This is a genomic window from Streptomyces sp. NBC_00096, assembly GCF_045041305.1.
Taxonomy (GTDB): Bacteria; Actinomycetota; Actinomycetes; order Streptomycetales; family Streptomycetaceae; genus Streptomyces.
In genome coordinates this window covers 5,768,083-5,790,003 of record NZ_CP108221.1, presented here as the reverse complement: position 1 = coordinate 5,790,003, position 21,921 = coordinate 5,768,083, and the positions used below count along the sequence as shown (strand labels likewise).

The window sequence follows — 21,921 nt, the reverse complement described above, 5'->3', positions numbered from 1 at the left end:
GCGCCGTGGCGCCCGATAACGCACTTGTCCGCCTGTTGATCACGGGCTAGTGTCCCGGGGCACGTACCAGGGGCACGTATCGGGGGATCACCGCAGGTGGGGGACATGGCAGACGATATCGGCGCGCGCCCCGGGGGCGCGGGCGCGTGGGGGCAGGCCTTTACGGCCCTGGTACTGGTCGGGTCGCTCGGCGTCGGCCTGTGGGCCGTCGGGCAGGCCGAGTCCGCCGAGCGGGCCCGCAAGCCCGCCGCCTGCTCGGGCGGCGGGCCCGAGGAGCCGGTGCGGAGCGACGGGGAAACGGCCCGGCACGTATCCGGGGCCGAGCTGTGCGCGGCCCTGAACCGCCCCGACCTCGCCGACCTGCTCGGCACTGGGGAGGAGCTCGCGACGATCGCCTACGGCCGGGGCGGCTCCCGCCGGGACGCCGACGGCCAGGAGATCGCCACCCCGACGGCCAGGGTCGAGATCGGGGGCTACACCGTGGCGCTGTCGGCCACCTACAGCCACCTCCCCCTGGCCACGTACGCCGGCCTGCTCACGAACGGCACGGGACCGCGGACGGTCCTGGGCCGCCCCGCGTACCTCTACTCGGACCGGACGCTCGACGTCAGCCTCCGCGTCGGGGGCGTCACCACCGAGACCCGTCCCGGTGTTCCCGTCCGGGCCGTCATCCTGGCCCGGGACGCGCAGGACAGCGGGGGCTCCTTCGATGTGAGCCTGTGGCGCAAGGACGGAGCGGTGCCCGACGACGCGGTGCTGCTCCGCGTCGCCGAGCAGGTGCTGCCGACGGTTCCGGGGTGGACCACCGCCGGGTGAGGCCGACGGGTGAGGCCGCCCGGTGAGGGGTCAGCGATTGCCGGGCTGGTTGAAGCGGACCAGGTTGCCGGCCGGGTCGCGGAAGGCGCAGTCGCGGACCCCGTACGGCTGGTCGGCCGGCTCCTGCACCACCTCGGCGCCGGCGGCCCGGACGCGCTCGAAGGTGGCGTCCACGTCGTCGGTCGAGAAGATGACCCCGCGGAGCACGCCCTTGGCCAGCAGTTCCGCCATGGTCCGCCGGTCGGCCGGCGAGGCGCCCGGGTCGGCGAGCGGCGGTTCGAGGACGATCTCCACGTCGGGCTGTACGGGCGAGCCGACGGTCACCCAGCGCATCCCCTCGAAGGCGACGTCGTTGCGGACCTCCATACCGAGGGCGTCGCGGTAGAAGGCGAGCGCCTTGTCGTGGTCGTCGACGGCGATGAAGCACTGCGCGAGCTTGATGGTCATGCCCCGACGCTACGGCGCGGCCGCGGATCCCGCTTCCCCATGGCTGGCGGGCCGTCCGGCGGTGGCCGGCCGGCCGCCGCGGACCGGGCGCGTGAGCATCTTGGCGACGCACGCCGGGATGGCCGCACCCTCCTCGTGGGGGCGGGCCCGGTAGGCGCTCGGGCTCTCGCCGACCAGCTCGGTGAAGCGCGAGCTGAAGGACCCCAGCGAGGTGCACCCGACCGCGAAACAGACCTCGGTCACGCTCAGGTCGCCCCGGCGCAGCAGCGCCTTCGCCCGCTCGACGCGGCGGGTCATCAGGTAGCTGTACGGGCTCTCCCCGAAGGCCGCGCGGAAACTGCGCGAGAAGTGCCCGGGCGACATGAGGGCGACGCCCGCCAGTGCCGGGACGTCCAGTGGCTGCGCGTAGTCGCGGTCCATCACGTCCCGGGCGCGCCGCAGCCGCACCAGGTCCTCGATCGTCACGCGCCCCAGCATCTCACGGCGGGACGGAGCGGGCGGGGGGCCTTGGCGGCCCCGGAGGCCGATCGGGGGGTGCGGCGCGAGGTGCGGCGCAGGGTCAGGAACGCGCCGGCTTCTCGGTCTTCCCGGCCTTGTCCGACTTCTCGGACTTCTCCGACTTCTCCGCCTGCATCTGCTTGATGCGGACGGTCTCCTTGCGGACATCGGCCTGGGTGGCGCGCTCCTTCGCGAGCCACTCCGGCAGCTCCTGCTTCAGGGCCTCGATCTGCTCGGTGGTGAGCGCCTCGGTGACACCGCCGCGGGCCAGGCCGGAGATGGAGATGCCCAGCTTCGCCGCCACCACCGGACGGGGGTGCGGGCCGTTGTTCCGGAGGTCCTGCAGCCACTGGGGCGGCTCGGCCTGGAGGGCGGCCAGCTCGGTGCGCGAAACGACACCCTCCTGGAACTCTGCGGGGGTGGCTTCGAGGTACACACCCAGCTTCTTCGCCGCGGTCGCGGGCTTCATGGTCTGGGCGGTCTGGTGCGACGTCATGGGGTCAAGGGTATCGAGCATGTGCGCTACCTCCGACCACGGCCGGTAATCTGGCCGGGTGACAGACTCCCGGACACCCCCCTCGTTCCAGCTCGCATACGTCCCCGGGGTGACTCCCACCAAGTGGGTCCGGATCTGGAAGGAGCGGCTGCCCGACGTCGCACTGACCCTCGTCCAGGTCACCCCGGCCGAAGCCCCCGCCCTGCTGTGCGGCGGCGGAGCCGACGCCGGATTCGTCCGGCTGCCGATCGACCGTACGGACCTCAGCGCGATCCCGCTCTACACCGAGACCACGGTCGTGGTGATCCCGAAGGACCACCTCATGGCCGCGGCCGAGGAGCTGTCGCTGGAGGAGCTGGCCGACGACATCGTGCTCCACCCGCTGGACGACACCCTCGACTGGGAGCAGCTGCCGGGCAAGCCCGCGCTGGAGCGCCCCGAGACGACGGCGGACGCGATCGAGCTGGTGGCCGCGGGCATCGGGCTCCTCGTCGTGCCCCAGTCGCTCGCACGGCTGCACCACCGCAAGGACCTCACGTACCGGACCCTGCTGGGCGCCCCCGAATCGCGCGTGGCGCTGTCGTGGCCCGAGGCGGAGACCACCCCCGACCTGGTCGAGGAATTCATCGGGATCGTGCGCGGGCGGACCGTCAACAGCTCGCGCGGGCGTGGCCGGACCCAGCCGGAGCCGGAGGCGAAGAAGGCGAAGCCGCAGCGCAAGCCCGCCCCGCGCTCGGGCGGCAAGCCGGCCGCCAAGAACCCGCGCGCCGGAGCGCCCAAGGGCGGCAAGGCCACGGCCAAGTCCACCGGCAAGCGCGGCAAGCCGCGCGGCCGCTAGGCCGTCACCGGACTGAAGATGGTCGCCACCGTGGTGGCCTGCCCCAGCGGGCAGGTCTACTCCCCCGCGGCGCAGCTCTGCGACGCCCCCGGGCAGGTCCGGCCCGCCGTGGCCACCGTCGCGACGGCCGGTCCGGCGAAGCTGAACGGGCTGCTGTTCGGCGTCAGGAACCTCAGCACCACCGTGCGGATCGCGGACGCCCCGGCCGGGCTGGACGGCGTACCGGTCACCTTCACCACCCTCGGCGGCCGCACCCTCTGCAGCACCGTCACCGACCAGTTCGGGGCGGCCCGCTGCGACACCCCGGCCCGGCTGACGATCCCGCTGGACGAACTCCTGCGCGGCTACCGGGCGAACTACGGGGGCATCGGCGAGATCTACCTGCCCTCCTCCGCCACCGCCCCCGTCGCGCTGCTCTGACTAGGCCGGGCCCAGCGGGTGCCGGACCCAGACGTTCGGCTCCACGTACACCGCGTACCCCTGCTCCGGTTCACAGCGGACCGGGGTCAGGGCGCCCGGGACGCGGACCGGGCCGGCCGTGTCGAAGGGGAGGCCGGTCCACTCGCGCCACTGCTCGAGGGAGCCGCTGATCGTCATCGACAGCGGGGCCACCGAGTCGATGACGCCGCCCGCCCGCACGTGGACCCGTAGCCACGGGTCGTGCGGGAGGCCGTCCTCACGGGTGCGGTACGCGTACTCGTGGATCGAGGCGTCCGGCTCGGCCGGCTTCCCGCTGGGCCGGACCGGGGCCACCACCTCGGCGAAACCGCGTGCCCGGGCGGCCTCCCGCATCGCGGCGAGCATCCGCCCCGAGAGCCCCTCGCCCTGGCGGTCCGGCCGGATGCTGATCTCGATGGCGCTGACCGTGTCGGGCTCCACCGCCCGGCGCAGGTCGGAGAAGGCCCACAGGAGGACCCGGTCCCAGCCCTGCGCGGGCAACTGCCCGTCCCGGCCCGCCGTGTGGAGGGCGAACGGCACGCTGAACGCCTTGGCGACGACCTCTCCGGAGGTCCCGTCGGTCGCGACGAAGACGTAGTCCGGGAGTTCCGCCACCATGCGCGGGTACAGCAGCCAGGCGAGCGGGTCCTGGGTGGCGAACTCGGGCCACGAGTCCTTCATCCCCCAGAGGGCGTCGACCAGTTCGGGCCGCTCCGCGAGCGTGGTGATCCGGATGTCCGTGTTGCCGTTCATCCCCGCAGGCTAAACGGCTCCCACCTGCGCCTCAACCCGATTACACGGGCGCCTGGAGGGAGAGGTGCCAACACCGCGGCCGGCCCGCCAGGGTGACCGTGGACAGGGGGCGGACGTCCACGTTCCAGTAGGTCAGCGGCGGCGCGTTCAGCGCGTACACGAGCGCCGCCCGGACCACCGAGGGCTCCGCGACCGCCACGATCGCTCCCCCGTCGTCCGCCGGCCGGGTGTCGAGCCAGCCGCCGATCCGGGCGATGAAGGCGAGCAGGGACTCCCCGCCGTGCGGCGCGGCGCGGGGGTCGGCGAGCCAGAGGTCCACGGCGGCGGGCTCCCGGGCCGCCACCTCCGCCAGGGTGAGCCCGCGCCAGCGGCCCATGTCGCACTCCCGCAGCGCGGGCTGCGCCATCGGCGCGTACCCGAGCGCGGCCCCCGTGGCCCGGCTGCGCGAAGTCGGCGAACAGTAGCGGAGCTCGGCCGAGCCCAGGGGTACGAGCCCGCGCGCGGCGGACGCCACCGCGCGCCAGCCGTCCACGTCGATGGGACGGTCGTCGTCGAAGCGCTCGGCGAGCAGCGAGGTACTACGGGCTGCTGCGACTAGCGAAACCCGAACATGCATGCGGCGATGGTGATCCGGGTGCCGCACGGGGTCAAGCGTCGGGACGAAGCCCGCCGCCGGCCCCTCCCCCGAGGGCGTCCCCCAGCCCGGAGCGCAGCCGCCGGACGGCCTCCGTCAGCTCGCCCGCACCGGAGACCCCGGCGAAACTCAGCCGGACGAACGGACCCGGCGGTTCCGCGCAAAAGTACGCCCGCCCGGGCGCGACCGCGACCCCGGCGCGCAGGGCGGCCGCCGCGAAGGCCGCATCGTCCGCGCCCGCGCCGGGCCGCGCCCACAACTGGTAGCCGCCGACCGGCAGATGGGGCACCTCCAGCTGCGGCAGCTCCCGGCGCAGCGCCCCCGAGAGGACATCGCGCCGGTGGCGCAGTTCGGTGGCCACGGCCTTGAGGTGGCGCGGCCAGGCGGGTGCGCCGACCAGCTCCAGGGCGGCTTCCTGGAGCGGCCGGGGCACGAAGAAGCTGTCCACGACCTGGATGGCGCGCAGCCGGTCGAAGACCGGTCCGCGGGCGGCCAGGGCGCCCACCCGCAGGCTGGGCGAGGTGACCTTGGTCAGCGAGCGCACGTGCACGACGACCCCGTCGCGGTCCTCGGCCGCGAGCGTCGCGGGCAGCGGTCCGGCGTCCTCGTGGGCCAGGGCCCGCGCGTAGTCGTCCTCCACCACGAACGCCCCGGCGGCGCGGGCGATCCGCAGCACCTCGCCCCGCCGCTCGTCGGACAGCACCGCCCCGGTGGGGTTCTGGAACAGCGGCTGGCATACGAACACCCGCGCCCCGGTGGCCTCGAAGGCGGCGGCCAGCAGCTCCGGCCGGACCCCGTGCCCGTCCACCGGGACGGGTACGGGCCGGCACCCGGAGGCGCGCGCGATGGCCAGCAGTCCGGGGTAGGTCGGGGACTCGACCAGGATCGGCGCCCCGGGCGGGGCGAGCGCCCGCAGGGCGGTGGTGAGCGCGCTCTGGCCGCCGGAGGTGACCAGGACGTCCGCGGCCCCGACGGCCCCGCCGATCTGCCGCGCGAACCAGTCCCGCAGCTCCGGCAGGCCCTCCACGGGCGGCCGGCCCCACACCCCGGGCCGCCGTCCGGCGCGGGCGAGGGCCGCCGCCATGGCCCGGTCGGGCTGGAGCGAGGGGTGCAGGTAGCCGCTGTGCAGCTCGATGACCCCGGCCGGCGGGGCCGCGAGCGTGACCAGCACCCCGGAGGCGTCGACGGAGCGCGGGACCACCTCGCCGGCGCCCTCGGCGCTCAGCGCCACGGCCTGCCAGGAGGTGTCGCCGGGCTCGGGGGCCTGCGTACGGGGCCGGGCGCGGAAGACCCCGGCTCCGGGGCGGGTGACCACGAGGCCTTCGGCGGCGAGCTGGGCCAGCGCCCGGGAAACGGTGACCGGGCTGACCCGGTAGCGCTCGACGAGGGCCCTACTGGAGGGGAGCTTTCCATCCACCGAGTAGCGGTTCAGCTCCACTCGGAGGGATTCCGCCAGTTCCGCCACGCTGCTACGCTCGTACATGACAGCACAGAATAGCGCTACTCTCCCCTCCGCGATAGCAGTTGAAGGCACCGCCGCCCGGCGTCCGGGCGTCGGGGGCACCACCCTCGCGGCGGCCGGTGTCGTCACCTTCTCGCTGACCTTCCCGGGCACCGCCTGGGGCCTGGAGAGCTTCGGACCCTGGTCCCTCTTCGGCCTGCGCTGCCTGCTCGCCGGCCTGACCGCAGGCGCGTTCCTGCTGGCCCTGCGCGCCCCGGTCCCCGCCCGCACCCACTGGGCGGGCCTCGTGGTCGTCGCCGGCGGCGTGGTCGTGGGCTTCCCGCTGCTGACCACGCTCGCCCTGCAGACCTCCACCACCTCGCACGCCGCCGTCGTGGTCGGCCTGCTGCCGCTCACCACCGCGATCGTGTCCTCGCTGCGCACCGGGGCGCGGCCCTCCCGGCGCTTCTGGGCTGCGGCCGTCGCCGGGGCGGCCGTCGTCCTGGCCTTCACCGTGGCCCAGAGCGGCGGCTCCCTCTCGGGCGGCGACGCGTTCCTCTTCGGCGCGCTGCTGGTGTGCGCGGCCGGGTACACCGAGGGCGGCCGCCTGGCCCGGCTGATGCCCGGCTGGCAGGTGATCGCCTGGGCGCTGGTGCTGTGCCTGCCGATCGGCCTGCTCGGCTCCGCGCTCGGGCTCGCGTACGAGCCGGTCCGGCTGACCTGGCACGGCGTGGCCGGGCTCGTCTGGGTGGCGGTCGGCTCCGCCTTCCTCGGCCTCTACGTCTGGTACCGGGGCATGGCCGAGATCGGCGCGGCCCGCGCGAGCCAGCTCCAGCTCGCGCAGCCGCTGCTGACCCTGCTGTGGTCGGTGCTGCTGCTCGGCGAACACCTGTCCCCGGCCGCGCCCGCCGCCGCCTCGGCGGTGCTCGTCTGCATCGCCGTGACCCAGCGGCCCGAGCGGACCGGGCGGGCCTGAGCTGCCCCGCCGGTCTGCACGGACCGCCCGATTCGGCGGGTCAAACAGCCGCGAAACGACCTAAACTGCTAGCACCGGATCGGACCGCCACCGAGGAGGTCAGCCATGCACGCGAGCGAGGGCGACCAGCTGGTTCAGCACGGCAGGATCGTGGGCCAGCACGACAAGGTCGGAGAGATCACCCAGGTCCTGGGGGAGAACGGCACCCCTCCCTACCGGGTCCGCTTCACGGACGGGCACGAGGCCGTCATGTCCCCCGGCCCCGACTGCGTCGTGACGCACCCGGCCGATCACGAGCGCTGAGCCCCGCCCGGCGCAACAACCCGATGGCCGACAACCGACGGCCAACAGCCGCCGGTCGACGGCCCTGCTCAGCGCGGCGGCACCGCCGCCTTCGTCGGGTAGTGGTCGGCGACCACGCGCGCCATCGCCCCGTTGGGGTCCGCGGCCACCTGCTTCGCGGAGAAGTAGGCATGGCCGCGGACCTCGGGGTATCCGCGGGCGAAGCGCACGTGCCGGGACAGCTCGCGCGGATCGCGCCAGGCCGCGGTGGAGCTCTCCGCGTCGCAGCGGTAGAGCGCCTCCCCCACGTAGAGCTGGACGCGGGTGCCGGCGACGGTCTTCGCCCACCAGGGGACGATGTCGGCGTAGTCGGCGGCCGGATGGCCGATCTGCCAGTACGCCTGCGGCACGATGTAGTCGATCCAGCCCTCGCGCACCCACTTGCGGGTGTCCGCGTACAGGTCGTCGTACGTGGCGACCCCCGCCTGCGTCGGTGAACCGAGCGGGTCGCGGTCGGAGTTGCGCCAGACGGCGAAGGGGCTGATGCCGAACCGCGCCGCGGGGCGCAGTGCCCGCAGCCGTCCGGACATCTCGCGGACCAGGGTGTCGGTGTTGTGGCGGCGCCAGTCGGCGCGGGTGGCGAAGGACCGGCCGTACTTCTCGTAGGCGGCGTCGTCGTCGAACTCCCGGCCCTCGACGGGGTACGGGTAGAAGTAGTCGTCCCAGTGCACGCCGTCGACGGGGTAGCGGGCGACGGCGTCGAGCATGGCGTCCTGGACGAAGCGGCGCACCTCGGGCAGTCCGGGGTTGTAGTACAGCTTGCCGCCGTAGGGGACGGTCCAGCCCCGGTTGCGGCGGGCCGGGTGCTCCGGGACGAGCAGGCCCGGGTCGGTGTGGTTGGCCACGCGGTACGGGTTGAACCAGGCGTGCAGTTCGAGCCCGCGGGCGTGCGCTTCGGTGACCGCGGTGCCCAGCGGGTCCCAGCCGGGGTCGGCTCCCTGCTCGCCGGTCAGCCACTGCGACCACGGCTCGCGCGCGGCGGGCCACATGGCGTCGGCGGTGGGCCGCACCTGGAGGATCACCGCGTTGAGGCGGCGCCGGACGGCGGTGTCGAGGAGGGCCAGCAGCTCGGCGCGCTGCTCCCGTGCGGGGAGCCCGCTCTCGGAGGGCCAGTCCACGTTCTGCACGGTGGCGGCCCACACCCCGCGGAACTCCGGCCCGGCCGCCCGGGGAGCACCGGCCTCCCGGGCCGCGGCGGGGCTCCCGGCCGCGTCGGTGCTCCCGGCCGCCCCCGGCGATCTGCCCGCCCGCGCGGGGGCCGCCGTCGCCGCCGCGGCCAGTGCCGCCGCCGCGCCGGCCAGTACTCCCCGCCTCCCGATGGACGCCATGTGACGACTCCGTTCCGCTGAGTGACATTGCCTGGTGTCCGCCCAGCATGCCCGCCCCGGCCCGCCACGCCGGGCAAGGTCGGGGGTAACGTCGGGGGGCGTGGCGGGCGCCGGAACGCAGTTACCACTGCACGAGTACGGGGGACCCGCGATGGAGAGCAGCGAAAGGCACGATGTGACGGACCTCCCAGACGACATCGCACGCGTCGGCGTAGTGGGCTGTGGCCAGATGGGCGCGGGCATCGCGGAGGTGTTCGCCCGCAGCGGTCTCGAGGTGATGGTCGCCGAGACCACCGGCGAGGCCCTCGAACTCGGTCGGACCCGGCTGCACACCTCGCTGACGAGGGCCGCCGAACGCGGCAAGATCAGCGAGGAGGAGCGGGACGCGACCCTGGCCCGCCTGTCGTTCACCACCGACCTCGGCGAGTTCGCCGACCGTGACCTCGTCATCGAGGCGGTCGTCGAGAACGAGCAGGTCAAGACGGAGATCTTCCAGGTCCTGGACCAGGTGGTCACCCGCCCGGACGCGATCCTCGCCTCCAACACCTCCTCGATTCCGCTGGTCAAGCTGGCCGTCGCGACCTCGCGTCCCGACCAGGTCATCGGCATCCACTTCTTCAACCCGGCCCCGGTGCAGCAGCTCGTGGAGCTGATCCCGGCGCTGACCACGAGCGACGAGACGATCAAGCGCGCCGAGGCCCTGGTCGGGGGCGCGCTGGGCAAGCACGCCATCCGCGCCCAGGACCGCTCCGGCTTCGTCGTCAACGCGCTCCTCATCCCGTACCTGCTGTCCGCGATCCGGATGTTCGAGTCGGGCATCGCGAGCCGCGAGGACATCGACAACGGCATGGAGCTGGGCTGCGCCCACCCGATGGGCCCGCTGAAGCTCGCGGACCTCATCGGTCTGGACACGGTGGCCTCGGTGGCCGACTCGATGTACGCGGAGTTCAAGGAGCCCCTGTACGCGGCTCCCCCGCTGCTCCAGCGGATGGTCGACGCCGGCCGCCTCGGCCGCAAGACGGGCTCGGGCTTCTACCCGTACGGCTGACCGTCCCGCGACCGGCCGCCGGCGGGCTCAGCCGAGCCGCAGGTGATGCAGGAGCAGCAGCCCGGCCGCCATGTTGGCGGCCGGGACCTCGCCGCGGGCGATCATGTCGGGGACCAGCTTGAGCGGTACCCACTCCCGGCGCGAGGACTCGAAATCGTCCTGGGGATGACCCGTCCAGGTGGCCTCCTCCGCCCAGTAGAGGTGGTGGCGGGCGTCGGTCAGCCCGTTGGACGGCTCCACGGTCATCAGGTGGTGCAGGGGTCCGGGCCGCCAGCCCGACTCCTCCTCCATCTCCCGCGCGGCGGCGCCCTCCGGCGACTCGCCGTCCTCGACGACCCCGGCGGGCAGTTCCCAGCCCCAGCTGTCGGTGATGAAGCGGTGGCGCCACAGCAGCAGCACCTCGTTGGCCTCGTTCACGGCCGTGGCGACGGCGACCGGGCGCAGCCGGATCACGAAGTGGTCCAGGTGCCGGCCGTCGGGGAGCTCCACGTCGGCGAGATTCACGTCGAACCAGCGGTTCTTGTACACGGTCTGCTCACTCAAGTTCATCCACTGCACGGTTCTGCCACCTTCCGATCGAGTAGGTGGCAACATGGCAGCAGTTCACCCCGTCACAGGGGAACGCGCAGCGCTCCGTCGATGAGCTCGGCCGTCTCTTCCGCCTTCGAACAACCGCTGGTCAGCAGCTGTTCGCGGACCGCGCGCAGCCGGTCGCGCAGGCGCAGCGACTCCATCCCCCGGGCCCGCTCGGCCATCTCGGCCGCCGAAGCCACCGCCTGGTCGGCCTCGCCCTGCCGCAGCTGGATCTCGCACAGCATCGCCAGCCGGTGCACCCGGCCCCGGTCGTGCGCGGGGGTCCCGACGGCGGCCGTGGCCTGCTCGTGGGCCGCCCGCAGGTCACCGATCCCGAGCAGCGCCTCGGCCACCTGTACGTTGACCAGCCCGGGCTGTACATACCCCGTCTCGTCCGGCTCCGTCCCGGGCCGGATCCGCTCGGCGGCCGCCTCCGCGTTGCGGATGCAGGCCAGCGCGGCCGCGGTGTCTCCGAGCTGGGCGTAGGCCTTGGCCTGCATCGCGTACAGGTCGGCGGCGAGCGCCGGGGTGGTGTGCCGGCCGGCCGCGCGCAGGGCCGCCTCGGCGAAGGCCACGGCCTGGCGGAACTCCCGCAGGTGCAGGCACTGGTTGACGATCAGCGCGATCACATAGGCCCCGAGCCCGCGGTCCCCGCTCGCCTTGGCCAGGCGCAGGGCCTGGTGGAAGTAGCGCTGGGCCAGTCCGTGCGCATCCGAGTCGTACGCGCAGATCCCCGCCACCGCCACCAGGGAACCGCCCGCCCGGTGCAGACTGCGGCCCAGGCCGTCGGAGTAACTGCCGCGCAGCATCGGGGCGGTCTCGGTGCCGAGGAAGCGGACGATGCGGTCGCGGGTGGCCACGCCGCCGGCCCGGCGGTACATCAGCTCGTAGTGCGCGCGGGCGGCCCGCAGGATCTCCACGTGCTCGGGGCCGACCCGGTTCGGCCCCTCGCGGGACACGTCCACGTCCTCCGGCGGGTTCTCCCACTCCCACACGGGGATCACCGCGGGCGTACCGGTGAGGACACCGGCATCGGGGAACTGGCGGCCGTTGCCGTCGCAGCGCCACAGGGCGGCCGCGCGGTCGACGAAGCCGCTGAGCGGGGAGCCGGGCGGGTCGGTGCCCTGGCCGGGCACGCCGAACCCCACATCGTCAAGGGAGAGCGGGCGCCGCAGCCGGCCCCCGATCACCTCGCAGATCAGGTCGGGGACCTGGCCGCGGGGGCGCTGGCCCTTCAACCACCGGGTCACGGCGGTGTGTTCGTAGCGCAGGGCCAGTCCGCGGGTGCGGCCCGCCTGGTTCACGTGCGCGGCGAGTCCTGCGTGGGACATGCCCGCCTCGGCGAGGAGGGCGTCGAGCAGGGCATTGGGCTGCATGGGCCGCTCCAAGGGCTCTTCGTTCCCAGGCTAGTGGGTGCGCGCTTCACACGGGGTGTGAACGGAGTACGCGCATAAATGCGATACGCACCCTGCCGCGGGGGCCCGTGCGGGCGCTTCACTTAGGGGCCTCGCCAAGAGGTGACCCGGGTCGTCGGCTCCCCCTCGTACAGTGCGACGACCCGCCAACCGCGCCGCCCGTCCTGTTGTCTGCCCGACACTCCACGGCAGGCGGGCGGCGCGCTCCGGCTCCGCCGGGCCCTGGTTGGTCGCCGGGTCCCGGCCGAGCCGGCCGAACGCGGGCCGGGCCCACCCACCGGGCCCGGCCCGCGTGGCCCCCCACCGGCCCGCACGGTCCCCGGTACCGGCCCGGACGTCCGCGCCCCCACCCCGCCCCTTCCCGAAACGCCTCAATCGCCGGCGGGGCTGGATGAATCCAGCCCCGCCGGCGATTGAGGCGATCTTTTCAGCCCGTCCGGCGTTTGAGGACGGGGGTCCGGGCAGAGCCCGGGGAACGGTGGAAGGGCGGGTAGGGGACGGCCCCGCAGGGCAGCCCCGCGCGGGGAACGCGCGAGGGGGTGCGTCCCGGATCGGGACGCACCCCCTCGGGGCCATGAGCGGCGGCGGCTACGCGCCGCGCAGCACCGCGCCCGTCCGCTCCCCTGCCAGGGCAACGGCCGCGTCACGGGCCGCCGTGGACTCCTCGGCGGTCAGCGTCCGGTCCGCCGCGCGGAAGCGCAGCGCATAGGCCAGGGACTTCTTGCCCTCGCCCACCTGCTCGCCCTCGAACACGTCGAACAGCCGCAGGGACTCCAGCAGTTCACCGGCGCCCTTGCGCAGCGCGGCCTCCACCGAGGTGGCCGGCACCGAAGCGTCCACGATCAGCGCCACGTCCTGGGTCGCCACCGGGAAGGAGGAGATCCGGGGCGCCTGCAGGGCCTCGCCACCGGCCGCCGCGAGGCGGTCCAGGTCGAGCTCCATGGCGCTGGTGCGGGCCGGCAGGCCCATCGCCTTGACCACCCGCGGGTGCAGCTCACCGGCGTGGCCGATGACCGTCTCCACCCCGTCGAGCGTGACGAGCAGCTCGGCGCAGCGGCCCGGGTGCCAGGGACCGTACTGGCCCTGGCGCACGACCAGCTCCGTACCGGCCTCGACGGCCAGCGAGCGCGCCGCCTGGACCGCGTCGGCCCAGTCGGCCGGACGGCCCTTGCCCCACCAGCCGGCCTGCTCACGCGCGCCGGCCAGCACGACCGCGGCGTAGCGCGGCTGCGCGGGCAGGGCGGCGTTCAGGGTGGCGATCTCCTCGTCCGTGGGACGCCGGTCGACGGGCAGCCGTACGGCGACGCCCGGCTGCGCGGCGGCGCGGAAGACCGAGCCGGTCTCGAAGAGCGCGAGGTCGTGGCTGCCCCGGCTGTCGTTGCGGCGCAGCGCGCCCAGCAGACCCGGCAGCAGCGTGGTGCGCAGCGCCGGCTCCTCGTCGGAGATCGGGTTGACCAGCTTGACGACCTGGCGGGAGGCGTCGTGCGCGGGCAGCTGGAGCTGGTCGAAGACGCCCTCGCCCAGGAACGGGTAGCTGAGCGCCTCGACGTAGCCCGCGCCGGCCAGCGCGCGGCCGACCCGGCGGTGCAGCTGCTGCCGGGCGGTCAGACCGCGGCCGGAGGGCACCTGCGGGAGGGTGGAGGGGAGGTTCCCGTAGCCCTCCAGCCGGATGACTTCCTCGGCGAGGTCGTTGGGCTCGGCGAGGTCGGGCCGCCACGAGGGCGTGGTGACGACGAGCTCGTCCTGGCCGTAGACGTCGCAGCCGACCTCCTGCAGGCGGCGTACGACGGTCTCGCGGCCGTACTCCATGCCCGCGACCTTGTCGGGGTGGTCCGCGCTCATCGCGATGGTGCGCGGGGCGCCCGGGGCGGTGAGCTCGGTGACGCCGGCCTCGGCGGTGCCGCCCGCGAGCAGCACGAGCAGGTCGACGGTCCGCTGCGCGGCCGCCGCGGCGGCCTGCGGGTCGACGCCGCGCTCGAAGCGCTTGGAGGCCTCGGAGGACAGCTTGAGGCGGCGGGCGGTGCGCGAGATCGACACGGAGTCGAAGTGCGCGGCCTCCACGACCACGTCGGTGGTGCCGGTGACGGCGCCCGTATCGGGGTCGGTGACGGAGTCGGCGATCTCGGTGTTGGCACCGCCCATGACACCGGCGAGCCCGATCGGGCCGCTGTTGTCGGTGATCACCAGGTCCTCGGAGTCGAGCGTGCGCTTGACCCCGTCGAGGGTGGTGAACTTCTCGCCCTGCTCGGCGCGGCGGACGCCGATGGCGCCGTCGATGCGCGAGCGGTCGTAGGCGTGCAGCGGCTGGCCGAGCTCCAGCATCACGTAGTTGGTGATGTCGACGGCGAGCGAGATCGGGCGCATGCCCGCCTTCTGCAGGCGCCGGCTGAGCCAGATCGGGGAGCGCGCCTCCGGATCGAGACCGGTCACGGTGCGCGCGGTGAAGCGGTCGCAGCCCTGCGGGTCGTCGATCTTGACGGCGTAGCCGTACGAGTTCGGCGCGGGCACGTCGAGCAGCGCCGGGTCGCGCAGCGGCAGGCCGTACGCGGTGGCGGCCTCGCGGGCCACACCCCGCATGGACATGCAGTAGCCGCGGTCCGGGGTGATGTCGATGTCGAGGACCTCGTCGACCAGCTCCAGGAGCTTGATCGCGTCGGTGCCGACCTCGTGCTCGTGCGGCAGCACGATGATGCCGTGCGTGCCGTCGTCGCCCATGCCCAGCTCGTCGCCGGAGCAGATCATGCCGTGCGAGGTGCGGCCGTACGTCTCGCGCGCGGCGATCGCGAAGTCGCCGGGCAGCACCGCGCCGGGCAGGACCACGACGACCTTGTCGCCGACGGAGAAGTTCCGGGCGCCGCAGACGATCTCCTGCGGCTCACCGGTGCCGTTGGCCGAGCCGACGTCCACCGTGCAGAACCGGATCGGCTTGCGGAAGCCCTCGAGCTCCTCGATGGTCAGCACCTGGCCGACGACGAGCGGGCCCTTGAGCCCGCCGCCGAGCTGCTCGACCGTCTCGACCTCGAGACCGGCGTCGACGAGCTTGGCCGCGACGTCGCGACCGGTTTCACCGGCGGGGAGGTCGACGTACTCCCGCAGCCAAGAAAGCGGGACCCGCATCAGATCTCCATCCCGAACGGCCGGGTGAAACGGACGTCACCCTCGACCATGTCTCGCATGTCTTCTACGTTGTGGCGGAACATCAGCATCCGCTCGATGCCGAAGCCGAAGGCGAACCCGCTGTACTTCTCCGGGTCCACACCACAGGCGACGAGCACCTTGGGGTTGACCATGCCGCAGCCGCCGAGCTCGATCCAGCCCTCGCTGGAGCAGGTACGGCACGGGCGGTCGGGGTTGCCCACCGATTCGCCGCGGCACACGTAGCACTGCATGTCCATCTCGGCGGACGGCTCGGTGAAGGGGAAGAAGTGCGGGCGCAGGCGCGTGGTGGTGCCCTCGCCGAACAGCTCCTGGACCATGTGGTCCATGGTGCCCTTGAGGTCCGCCATGGTCAGGCCCTCGTCCACGGCGAGCAGCTCGACCTGGTGGAAGACCGGGGTGTGCGTCGCGTCGAGCTCGTCGGTGCGGTACACCCGCCCGGGGCACACGATGTAGACGGGGGGCTTGCGCTCCAGCAGCGAGCGCGCCTGCACCGGGGAGGTGTGGGTGCGCAGCACGACGCCGGACTCGTCGCCCTGGGTGCCTTCCGGCCCGCGGACGAAGAAGGTGTCCTGCATCTGGCGCGCCGGGTGGTCGGGCGTGAAGTTGAGGGCGTCGAAGTTGAACCACTCCGCCTCGACCTCGGGGCCCTCCGCGACCTCGTACCCCATGGCCACGAAGATGTCCGCGATGCGGTCCATCAGCGTGGTCAGGGGGTGCCGGGCGCCGGCGGGCACGCGGTCGTGGGGCAGCGTGACGTCCACCGCCTCCTCGACCAGCACCCGCTCGTCGCGCTCGGCCTCGAGCGCGACCGTGCGGGCCCCGAAGGCCTTGTTCACGGCGCCCCGGGCCTGGCCCACGAGCTTGCCCGCCGTGGCCTTGGCCTGGGGGGGCAGCGCGCCGATCTCGCGGTTGGCGAGCGCCAGGGGCGAGCGGTCGCCCATGTGCGCCGTCTTCGCCTCGCGAAGCTCGTCGAGGTCGCCGGCGGCGGCGAAGGCGGCGAGCGCCTCGTCCCGCATGCGCTCGATCTCATCCGGTTTCAGTGCCTCGACCTCAACAGGGTCGTACGACTTGTTCGGTGCCGACATCTCTTCCCGTACTTCCGATGGCTGGCTGGTGGGTCCCCCGCGCGACGCGCAGGACGCGCTCGGCACTAGGACACAAAGGTGCCAAAGGTCGAGTCTAAAGGTCGTTGGGGGTGAAGGGGCCCGTGGGCCGCCCGGCGAGACGCTCCGCAGGGCTACTGCGTGAGGTACGCCGGGGCGCCGACGGGCAGGATAAATCGGAACTCGGCGCCGCCGCCGGGGCCGCGGCCGACCTTGATGGTGCCGCCGTGGGCTTCCACGATGCCCTTGACGATGTACAGGCCCAGGCCGGTGCCGCCGCGCTTGCTGCCCCGCCAGAAGCGGGTGAAGACGCGGCCCATCGACTCCTCGGGGATCCCGGGGCCCTCATCGGTCACGGTGACGGCGGTTCCCTTCTCGGTCTTGCCCGCGGCGTTCGCGAAGCTGGTCGGCGTCACGTCGATGGTGACCGTTCCCTCGCCGTGCCGCACCGCATTTTCGAGCAGGTTGCCGAGGATCTGGTCGATCTTGTCGGGATCGGCCCACAGGTCGGGCAGCGGCCGGCTCACGCTGACGAGGAACCGCTCCGGCGCCTGTCCGTTCGCGGTGAGCGCCTGGACGTGGCGGCCCACGGCGGTGCAGATGTCCACCGGCTGGCGGCGCACCTCCAGCCGGCCGGAGTCGATGCGGGAGATGTCGAGGAGCTCGGCGATCAGCCGGGTGACGCGGTTCGCGTCGGCGTCGACGGTCTCCAGCATCAAGCGCTTCTGGTCGTCGGTGAACCGCTCCCACTTGGCGAGCAGGGTCGCGGTGAACCCCTTGACGGAGGTGAGCGGGGAGCGCAGCTCGTGCGCCACGGTGGCGATCAGCTCGGCGTGGCTGCGCTCGGTGCGCCGCCGGGCCTCGGTGCCCCGCAGGGTGACCACGAGGCGGCGCAGCGGGCCGGTGGGGTGGGTACGCACGTACCGGGCGGAGACGAGCACCTCGCGCCCGCCGGGGAGCAGCAGGTTCCGCTCGGGCTGGCCGCGCCGGGTGGCGAGGCCTCCGTAGGGGTCGGTCAGCGTCCACCAGCGGCGGCCCTCGAGGTCCTCCAGCGGGAGCGCGCGCTCGATGCCGTGGCCCAGGGCCTCACCCGCCGCGAGGGCGGTGATCCGGGCGGCGGCGGAGTTGAAGCAGATGACCCGGCCGGTGGCGTCGGCGATCACCAGCCCGTCGGGCAGGTCGTCGGGGTCGATACCGAGCCCGGCGAACTCGCCGTGTTCGCCGTACTCGCCGCGCCCGTCCGACGCGTCCGGACCCGGTCCCGCCGGGCCCGCGGGGCCGGCGTGGGCCGGCTGGGCGGGCACCGCCCCGGACGGCGCCGCCCGGGGCGGCTGTACGGCCTGCGGCGGCTGTACGGGCATCCGGGCGGCGGCGGGCGCGGCCAGCTGGGACACGGCCGCCAGGACCGGTGCGCCGGCCGCTCCGGCGGCACCTGGCGAGCTGTTCGTACCGACGGTCATGTCCCCGTACCCCACATCTCCGAGTACCGCGGTGGGCCCCGGGCCGCCACATTACTAGCTGGGGGTCACGGAGCGGCACCCTCCGGGCGCCCGCTGTGCACGCGCGGAGGCGTACAGGCACACGGCGGCGGCCGTGGCGAGGTTCAGGCTCTCGGCCTTTCCGTGGATCGGGACCCGCACGACCGCGTCGGCGAGCGCCCGGGTCTCCTCGGGCAGGCCCCAGGCCTCGTTGCCGAAGATCCAGGCCGAGGGGGTGCCCATGGTGCCCGCGTCCAGCTCGGCGTCGAGGTCGTCCCGGCCGGCCCCGTCCGCGGCGAGGATCCGTACGCCGGCCGCGCGCAGCCCTTCGACGGCCTGCTCGACGGGTACGCCGACGGCCACCGGGAGGTGGAAGAGGGAGCCCACGGAGGCCCGTACCGACTTGGGGTTGTACAGGTCCACGGAGGCGTCGGTCAGCACCACGGCGTCGGCTCCGGCGGCGTCCGCGCAGCGCAGCACCGTACCGGCGTTGCCGGGGTCGCGGACGTGCGCGAGGACGGCGACCAGCTTGGGCCGGGCCGCCAGGATCTCCTCGAAGGGGGAGTCCAGGAAGTGGCAGACGCCGACCAGGCCCTGCGGGGTGACGGTCTGCGAGACCTCGGCCAGCACCTCGTCGGAGGCGTAGTGGACCCGGGCCCCGGCGTCGAGCGCGGCCCCGACGATGTCGGCGTACCGCTCGGCGGCCTCCACGGTCGCGAACAGCTCGATCAGCGTGGACTCGCCCCCGGCGCCCCGGTGCTCCACGGCCTCGCGCACGGCCTGCGGGCCCTCGGCGATGAAGCGGCGCTCCTTGGTGCGGAAGTTGCGTCGCGCGAGCCGCCTGGCGGCGGCCACCCGCGTGGATCGGGGGGAGATCAGCTCGGCGGGGGTACCCATGGCGGTCGGCTCGCTTCCGTACGTACAGCGGGTGGAACTCAGTCGAACTCGGTGATCAACGCACCGGACCCGCAGGCGAGTGGCCTGCGGGTCCGGGCAAATTACTGCAGCCTTGAAGGGCTTGCTGACTAGGCAGCGACCTTCGGGGCGTTGACGTCGGCCGGGAGGGCCTTCTGCGCGACCTCGACCAGCGCGGCGAACGCGTTGGGGTCGTTGACGGCCAGCTCGGCGAGGATCTTGCGGTCCACCTCGATGTTGGCGGCGTTCAGACCCTGGATGAGGCGGTTGTACGTCATGCCGTTCTGGCGGGCAGCGGCGTTGATGCGCTGGATCCACAGCCGACGGAAGTCGCCCTTGCGCTTCTTGCGGTCGTTGAAGTTGTAGACCAGCGAGTGGGTGACCTGCTCCTTGGCCTTGCGGTACAGGCGCGAACGCTGACCGCGGTAGCCCTTGGCCGCCTCGAGGATTGCCCGGCGCTTCTTGTGGGCGTTTACTGCCCGCTTGACGCGTGCCACTTTTAACTCCTTGTAGCGGGGCCGTGGTTGTCTTCACACGGCCCGAATTCGATGGGGTCCCGGTCTTGACGTCCCGCTCCCGGAAGGGGAGCGGAGAACGTCACTTGCCGAGAAGCTTCTTGATCTTCGCGGCGTCGCCGGGGGCCATCTCCGCGGTGCCGGTCAGGCGGCGGGTGACACGGGACGACTTGTGCTCGAGCAGGTGGCGCTTGCCGGCGCGCTCGCGGAGCACCTTGCCGGAGCCGGTGATCTTGAAGCGCTTCTTGGTCCCGCTGTGCGTCTTGTTCTTCGGCATAGCGCCGTTATCTCCTCGTCGGTGGCGCCCCCACCGGCCCTGGTGGGGGGCCGGCTCACGAGAGCGTCATGTTGTGTCGGTGATCCGAGACGGGCTGCCTCGGAATCAGGCCTCGGCAGGAGCCTCGTGGGAGGCTTCCGCCTCTTCCGGGGCGGCCTCGGCTGCCTCGGCCACCTCGTCAGAGGCGGCTTCGACGACCTCGCTGACCTCGGCGGCCTCGATGTCGACGTCCTCGGCCAGCAGCTCGGCGTCCTCGGAAGGAGCCTCGCCGTCGGTGAGGGCGACACCCTGGCGCTCGGCCTTGCGGGCGGCCTGCGCCTCGCGGGCTTCGGCCATCGCCTCGGTCTTCTTCTTGTGCGGACCGAGAACCATGATCATGTTTCGGCCGTCCTGCTTCGGGTTCGACTCGATGAACCCGAGGTCCTCGACGTCCGAAGCGAGACGCTGCAGCAGTCGGTAGCCGAGTTCCGGCCTGGACTGCTCGCGACCACGGAACATGATCGTGATCTTGACCTTGTCGCCCTGCTTGAGGAACCGAACGACGTGACCCTTCTTGGTGTCATAGTCGTGCGGGTCGATCTTCGGCCGGAGCTTCATTTCCTTGATGACCGTGTGCGCCTGGTTCTTGCGCGCCTCACGGGCCTTCATGGCCGACTCGTACTTGAACTTGCCGTAGTCCATGAGCTTGCAGACCGGCGGGCGTGCGGACGCCGCGACCTCGACCAGGTCGAGGTCGTACTCCTGCGCGAGCTCGAGCGCCTTCGCAAGCGGCACGATGCCGACCTGCTCGCCGCTCGGGCCGACGAGTCGTACCTCGGGAACGCGAATCCGGTCGTTGATGCGGGGCTCGGTGCTGATGGATCCTCCTCGGTAGCACCACACGGCTGCCTGGAGGACAGCCGCTGACGTAATTCCGTCAGACCGACCGCGGCGGGGAATGAAAAAAGCCCCGCCGGGCACAGGCGAGGGCTCCAATACAACCGGAGCACCGTCGCGTGCGAACCGCGGGGCGCAAAATCGGGCAGCTTTCCATCGTCCGTACGGAACGATGGATACCGCCTGACCGGTGACCCGCCTCCCGTGAGGGTGGCCGGGTGGGAGAATCGGAGCCTCCACTTGTGGGCCGGGCACATAAGTGTCCGGCCGGTCGAAGTACATACTAGCACCCGCGTTGCAAGCCCGCCGCACGGCATATCGTGTGGCACATGACTGACGCGACACCCTCCGGTTCCACCCCCGAATCCCCGGCTTCTCCCGACTACGACGACATGACCCGCGACATCGCGGACGTGCCGGCCGTGGAGGTCATCACCACGGTGGCCGTCCACCTGCTCAGCGCGGCAGCGGTCAACCTGGGCCTGGACAAGCCGGACTCCGAGCACAAGGACCTCGACGAGGCCCGCAAGCTGATCACGGCCCTGGCCGGCCTGGTCACCGCCAGCGCCACCGAGATCAGCTCCTTCCACGCCGCCCCGCTGCGCGACGGCCTGAAGTCCCTCCAGCTCGCCTTCCGCGAGGCCTCGCTGGTGCAGGACGAGCCGGGGCAGGGCCCGGGCGAGAAGTTCACGGGTCCGGTGTACGCGTAGTCACCACGATCACGGCGAAGGGGCCCCGGCGGATGCCGGGGCCCCTTTTTTCAGCGTCGGAATCAGCTCTTCGGATTCACCGCGTGAAGAGCGGCTCGCCCGGCGGGACCGGCGCCCCCTCCGGGAGGAGCGCCAGGTCCAGTCCGCCCACGAGGCGTGCGCGCAGGGTCTCGTCGGCAGCCAGGGCCTCGGCCACCCGGCGCGCCGCCGCGGTGGCCTGCGGGCCGGCCGCCAGCACGATCGCCAGGGTTCCGTCGGCTTCGGCGCCGCCCGGGCCCAGGTGGGCGCCGAGCACGGCCGGCTCGGCCGCCACGACGGCCCGTACCGCCTCGCGCACGGCGGGGTCGGCGAGCGGACCGGCGTCGGTGCGGCCCTCGGCCAGTGCGAGCAGGGCGGGTCCGGTCAGCTGGTACGGGACCGGGCCGGACAGGTCGAGGACGACGGTGTCGGCCTTCTCGTGCGCGGCGGCGGCCAGCGCCTGGTGCAGCGGGACCGCCACCGGGCGGGCCGCGGGGTCCCACAGGGCCAGCGCGGCGATGGAGGTGAAGGCCGGCAGGGCACGCCGGTCACCGGCCCGCAGGGTGGGGACGGCCATGTCGCTGGTCTTCTCGCGCTTGAGGCCGGTCTCGGGGTCGGTCTCGACCTCTCCGAGGACCGCGACGACGGGAACCAGCAGGCGGGCGTCCTTCAGGGCCGCCAGCACCTCGGGCTCCCTGGCTCTGTCCTCGGCCCAGGCGGCCAGGGCCGCGCTCAGCCGGGGGTCGGCGGAGCCGTCGTCGTCGGAGAAGCCGGGGTCGGGAATGTTTTTGTTCGCCACAGTTACCCGACCCTATCCCTCCCCCGGG

At 73.2% G+C, this 21,921-nt stretch carries 24 protein-coding genes; 7 read left to right on the top strand and 17 right to left on the bottom strand.

Going from position 1 to position 21,921, the window contains the following annotated elements; all coding sequences use genetic code 11:
- Nucleotides 1–105 precede the first annotated feature (105 nt).
- Nucleotides 106–816: a DUF6215 domain-containing protein gene (locus OG904_RS25590; RefSeq protein ID WP_405494782.1), complete on the top strand. Its 711-nt coding sequence runs from the start codon at nucleotides 106–108 to the stop codon at nucleotides 814–816.
- A gap of 30 nt (nucleotides 817–846) precedes the next feature.
- On the opposite strand, the gene OG904_RS25585 is transcribed toward OG904_RS25590, so the two are convergent.
- From OG904_RS25585 to OG904_RS25575, 3 genes are all read right to left on the bottom strand, one after another.
- A complete protein-coding gene (locus OG904_RS25585; protein ID WP_405494780.1) occupies nucleotides 847–1,263 on the bottom strand; it encodes a VOC family protein in 417 nt (138 codons plus the stop codon).
- Between the two features lie 9 nt (nucleotides 1,264–1,272).
- Nucleotides 1,273–1,728, bottom strand: coding sequence for a helix-turn-helix transcriptional regulator (locus OG904_RS25580; protein WP_405494778.1), 456 nt, complete (start codon nucleotides 1,726–1,728; stop codon nucleotides 1,273–1,275).
- Between the two features lie 94 nt (nucleotides 1,729–1,822).
- Nucleotides 1,823–2,257, bottom strand: a complete 435-nt coding sequence (locus OG904_RS25575) for a DUF5997 family protein (protein ID WP_405494776.1) — start codon at nucleotides 2,255–2,257, stop codon at nucleotides 1,823–1,825.
- 58 nt (nucleotides 2,258–2,315) lie between these two features.
- Here OG904_RS25575 and OG904_RS25570 point away from each other — a divergent pair, with 58 nt between their 5' ends.
- A complete protein-coding gene (locus OG904_RS25570) occupies nucleotides 2,316–3,095 on the top strand; it encodes a LysR family substrate-binding domain-containing protein (RefSeq protein WP_405494774.1) in 780 nt (259 codons plus the stop codon).
- An 18-nt stretch (nucleotides 3,096–3,113) separates the two neighbouring features.
- On the top strand, nucleotides 3,114–3,515 hold the full coding sequence (locus tag OG904_RS25565) for a hypothetical protein (protein ID WP_405494772.1): 402 nt from the start codon (nucleotides 3,114–3,116) through the stop codon (nucleotides 3,513–3,515).
- Here OG904_RS25565 and OG904_RS25560 read toward each other — a convergent pair whose 3' ends face one another.
- Genes OG904_RS25560 through OG904_RS25550 form a run of 3 tightly spaced genes read right to left on the bottom strand, consistent with a single transcriptional unit; the run spans nucleotide 3,516 to nucleotide 6,403 of the window.
- Nucleotides 3,516–4,286: an N-acetyltransferase gene (locus OG904_RS25560; RefSeq protein WP_405494770.1), complete on the bottom strand. Its 771-nt coding sequence runs from the start codon at nucleotides 4,284–4,286 to the stop codon at nucleotides 3,516–3,518.
- A gap of 40 nt (nucleotides 4,287–4,326) precedes the next feature.
- On the bottom strand, nucleotides 4,327–4,902 hold the full coding sequence (locus tag OG904_RS25555) for a histidine phosphatase family protein (RefSeq protein WP_405494768.1): 576 nt from the start codon (nucleotides 4,900–4,902) through the stop codon (nucleotides 4,327–4,329).
- A gap of 31 nt (nucleotides 4,903–4,933) precedes the next feature.
- On the bottom strand, nucleotides 4,934–6,403 hold the full coding sequence (locus tag OG904_RS25550; RefSeq protein WP_405494766.1) for a PLP-dependent aminotransferase family protein: 1,470 nt from the start codon (nucleotides 6,401–6,403) through the stop codon (nucleotides 4,934–4,936).
- Between OG904_RS25550 and OG904_RS25545 the strand changes: the two genes are divergently transcribed.
- On the top strand, nucleotides 6,402–7,337 hold the full coding sequence (locus OG904_RS25545) for a DMT family transporter (RefSeq protein WP_405494764.1): 936 nt from the start codon (nucleotides 6,402–6,404) through the stop codon (nucleotides 7,335–7,337). The two genes, OG904_RS25550 and OG904_RS25545, sit on opposite strands and share 2 nt — an antisense overlap.
- A gap of 105 nt (nucleotides 7,338–7,442) precedes the next feature.
- Nucleotides 7,443–7,640, top strand: a complete 198-nt coding sequence (locus tag OG904_RS25540) for a DUF1918 domain-containing protein (RefSeq protein ID WP_405494762.1) — start codon at nucleotides 7,443–7,445, stop codon at nucleotides 7,638–7,640.
- A gap of 68 nt (nucleotides 7,641–7,708) precedes the next feature.
- Here OG904_RS25540 and OG904_RS25535 read toward each other — a convergent pair whose 3' ends face one another.
- Nucleotides 7,709–9,007, bottom strand: coding sequence for a glycoside hydrolase family 10 protein (locus OG904_RS25535; RefSeq protein WP_405494760.1), 1,299 nt, complete (start codon nucleotides 9,005–9,007; stop codon nucleotides 7,709–7,711).
- 151 nt (nucleotides 9,008–9,158) lie between these two features.
- On the opposite strand from OG904_RS25535, the gene OG904_RS25530 reads away from it, so the two are divergent.
- Entirely contained in the window at nucleotides 9,159–10,055 is an 897-nt protein-coding gene (locus OG904_RS25530; RefSeq protein ID WP_267814889.1) for a 3-hydroxybutyryl-CoA dehydrogenase, read from the top strand.
- Between the two features lie 27 nt (nucleotides 10,056–10,082).
- Here the strand turns inward: OG904_RS25530 and OG904_RS25525 are convergent, their stop codons facing one another.
- The 9 genes from OG904_RS25525 to infC form a co-directional block, all read right to left on the bottom strand.
- Nucleotides 10,083–10,604, bottom strand: coding sequence for an NUDIX hydrolase (locus tag OG904_RS25525; protein ID WP_405494758.1), 522 nt, complete (start codon nucleotides 10,602–10,604; stop codon nucleotides 10,083–10,085).
- A gap of 62 nt (nucleotides 10,605–10,666) precedes the next feature.
- Nucleotides 10,667–12,004, bottom strand: a complete 1,338-nt coding sequence (locus tag OG904_RS25520) for a transcriptional regulator (RefSeq protein ID WP_405494756.1) — start codon at nucleotides 12,002–12,004, stop codon at nucleotides 10,667–10,669.
- Between the two features lie 627 nt (nucleotides 12,005–12,631).
- Nucleotides 12,632–15,160 (bottom strand): phenylalanine--tRNA ligase subunit beta, encoded by a 2,529-nt coding sequence (gene pheT, locus OG904_RS25515; protein WP_405494754.1) that lies wholly within the window; start codon nucleotides 15,158–15,160, stop codon nucleotides 12,632–12,634.
- Entirely contained in the window at nucleotides 15,160–16,287 is a 1,128-nt protein-coding gene (pheS, locus tag OG904_RS25510) for a phenylalanine--tRNA ligase subunit alpha (RefSeq protein ID WP_405494752.1), read from the bottom strand. Before pheS ends, pheT begins: the two co-directional genes overlap by 1 nt.
- Before the next feature lie 152 nt (nucleotides 16,288–16,439).
- Nucleotides 16,440–17,765: a sensor histidine kinase gene (locus OG904_RS25505; RefSeq protein ID WP_405494750.1), complete on the bottom strand. Its 1,326-nt coding sequence runs from the start codon at nucleotides 17,763–17,765 to the stop codon at nucleotides 16,440–16,442.
- Between the two features lie 54 nt (nucleotides 17,766–17,819).
- Nucleotides 17,820–18,680 (bottom strand): TrmH family RNA methyltransferase, encoded by an 861-nt coding sequence (locus tag OG904_RS25500; protein ID WP_405494748.1) that lies wholly within the window; start codon nucleotides 18,678–18,680, stop codon nucleotides 17,820–17,822.
- A 128-nt stretch (nucleotides 18,681–18,808) separates the two neighbouring features.
- Entirely contained in the window at nucleotides 18,809–19,195 is a 387-nt protein-coding gene (rplT, locus tag OG904_RS25495; protein ID WP_112446980.1) for a 50S ribosomal protein L20, read from the bottom strand.
- 100 nt (nucleotides 19,196–19,295) lie between these two features.
- Nucleotides 19,296–19,490 (bottom strand): 50S ribosomal protein L35, encoded by a 195-nt coding sequence (gene rpmI, locus OG904_RS25490; RefSeq protein ID WP_030157249.1) that lies wholly within the window; start codon nucleotides 19,488–19,490, stop codon nucleotides 19,296–19,298.
- Between the two features lie 105 nt (nucleotides 19,491–19,595).
- Entirely contained in the window at nucleotides 19,596–20,372 is a 777-nt protein-coding gene (infC, locus tag OG904_RS25485) for a translation initiation factor IF-3 (protein WP_405494745.1), read from the bottom strand.
- A 323-nt stretch (nucleotides 20,373–20,695) separates the two neighbouring features.
- Between infC and OG904_RS25480 the strand changes: the two genes are divergently transcribed.
- The gene (locus OG904_RS25480) at nucleotides 20,696–21,076 is read left to right on the top strand and encodes a DUF1844 domain-containing protein (protein ID WP_405494743.1); all 381 of its coding nucleotides are present in this window, start codon (nucleotides 20,696–20,698) and stop codon (nucleotides 21,074–21,076) included.
- Nucleotides 21,077–21,152: 76 nt separating this feature from the next.
- Here OG904_RS25480 and OG904_RS25475 read toward each other — a convergent pair whose 3' ends face one another.
- Nucleotides 21,153–21,893, bottom strand: coding sequence for an SseB family protein (locus OG904_RS25475; protein ID WP_405494741.1), 741 nt, complete (start codon nucleotides 21,891–21,893; stop codon nucleotides 21,153–21,155).
- Between the last annotated feature and the right edge of the window lie 28 nt (nucleotides 21,894–21,921).

Coding starts and splice junctions, on each gene's coding strand:
- rpmI (WP_030157249.1), bottom strand. CDS start 19,490: ATGCCGAAGAACAAGACGCACAGCGGGACCAAGAAGCGCTTCAAGATC.
- OG904_RS25505 (WP_405494750.1), bottom strand. CDS start 17,765: ATGACCGTCGGTACGAACAGCTCGCCAGGTGCCGCCGGAGCGGCCGGC.
- pheS (WP_405494752.1), bottom strand. CDS start 16,287: ATGTCGGCACCGAACAAGTCGTACGACCCTGTTGAGGTCGAGGCACTG.
- OG904_RS25590 (WP_405494782.1), top strand. CDS start 106: ATGGCAGACGATATCGGCGCGCGCCCCGGGGGCGCGGGCGCGTGGGGG.
- OG904_RS25480 (WP_405494743.1), top strand. CDS start 20,696: ATGACTGACGCGACACCCTCCGGTTCCACCCCCGAATCCCCGGCTTCT.
- OG904_RS25550 (WP_405494766.1), bottom strand. CDS start 6,403: ATGTACGAGCGTAGCAGCGTGGCGGAACTGGCGGAATCCCTCCGAGTG.
- OG904_RS25540 (WP_405494762.1), top strand. CDS start 7,443: ATGCACGCGAGCGAGGGCGACCAGCTGGTTCAGCACGGCAGGATCGTG.
- OG904_RS25560 (WP_405494770.1), bottom strand. CDS start 4,286: ATGAACGGCAACACGGACATCCGGATCACCACGCTCGCGGAGCGGCCC.
- pheT (WP_405494754.1), bottom strand. CDS start 15,160: ATGCGGGTCCCGCTTTCTTGGCTGCGGGAGTACGTCGACCTCCCCGCC.
- OG904_RS25575 (WP_405494776.1), bottom strand. CDS start 2,257: ATGACGTCGCACCAGACCGCCCAGACCATGAAGCCCGCGACCGCGGCG.
- OG904_RS25525 (WP_405494758.1), bottom strand. CDS start 10,604: ATGAACTTGAGTGAGCAGACCGTGTACAAGAACCGCTGGTTCGACGTG.
- OG904_RS25500 (WP_405494748.1), bottom strand. CDS start 18,680: ATGGGTACCCCCGCCGAGCTGATCTCCCCCCGATCCACGCGGGTGGCC.
- OG904_RS25520 (WP_405494756.1), bottom strand. CDS start 12,004: ATGCAGCCCAATGCCCTGCTCGACGCCCTCCTCGCCGAGGCGGGCATG.
- OG904_RS25545 (WP_405494764.1), top strand. CDS start 6,402: ATGACAGCACAGAATAGCGCTACTCTCCCCTCCGCGATAGCAGTTGAA.
- OG904_RS25565 (WP_405494772.1), top strand. CDS start 3,114: ATGGTCGCCACCGTGGTGGCCTGCCCCAGCGGGCAGGTCTACTCCCCC.
- OG904_RS25585 (WP_405494780.1), bottom strand. CDS start 1,263: ATGACCATCAAGCTCGCGCAGTGCTTCATCGCCGTCGACGACCACGAC.
- OG904_RS25530 (WP_267814889.1), top strand. CDS start 9,159: ATGGAGAGCAGCGAAAGGCACGATGTGACGGACCTCCCAGACGACATC.
- OG904_RS25535 (WP_405494760.1), bottom strand. CDS start 9,007: ATGGCGTCCATCGGGAGGCGGGGAGTACTGGCCGGCGCGGCGGCGGCA.
- OG904_RS25555 (WP_405494768.1), bottom strand. CDS start 4,902: ATGCATGTTCGGGTTTCGCTAGTCGCAGCAGCCCGTAGTACCTCGCTG.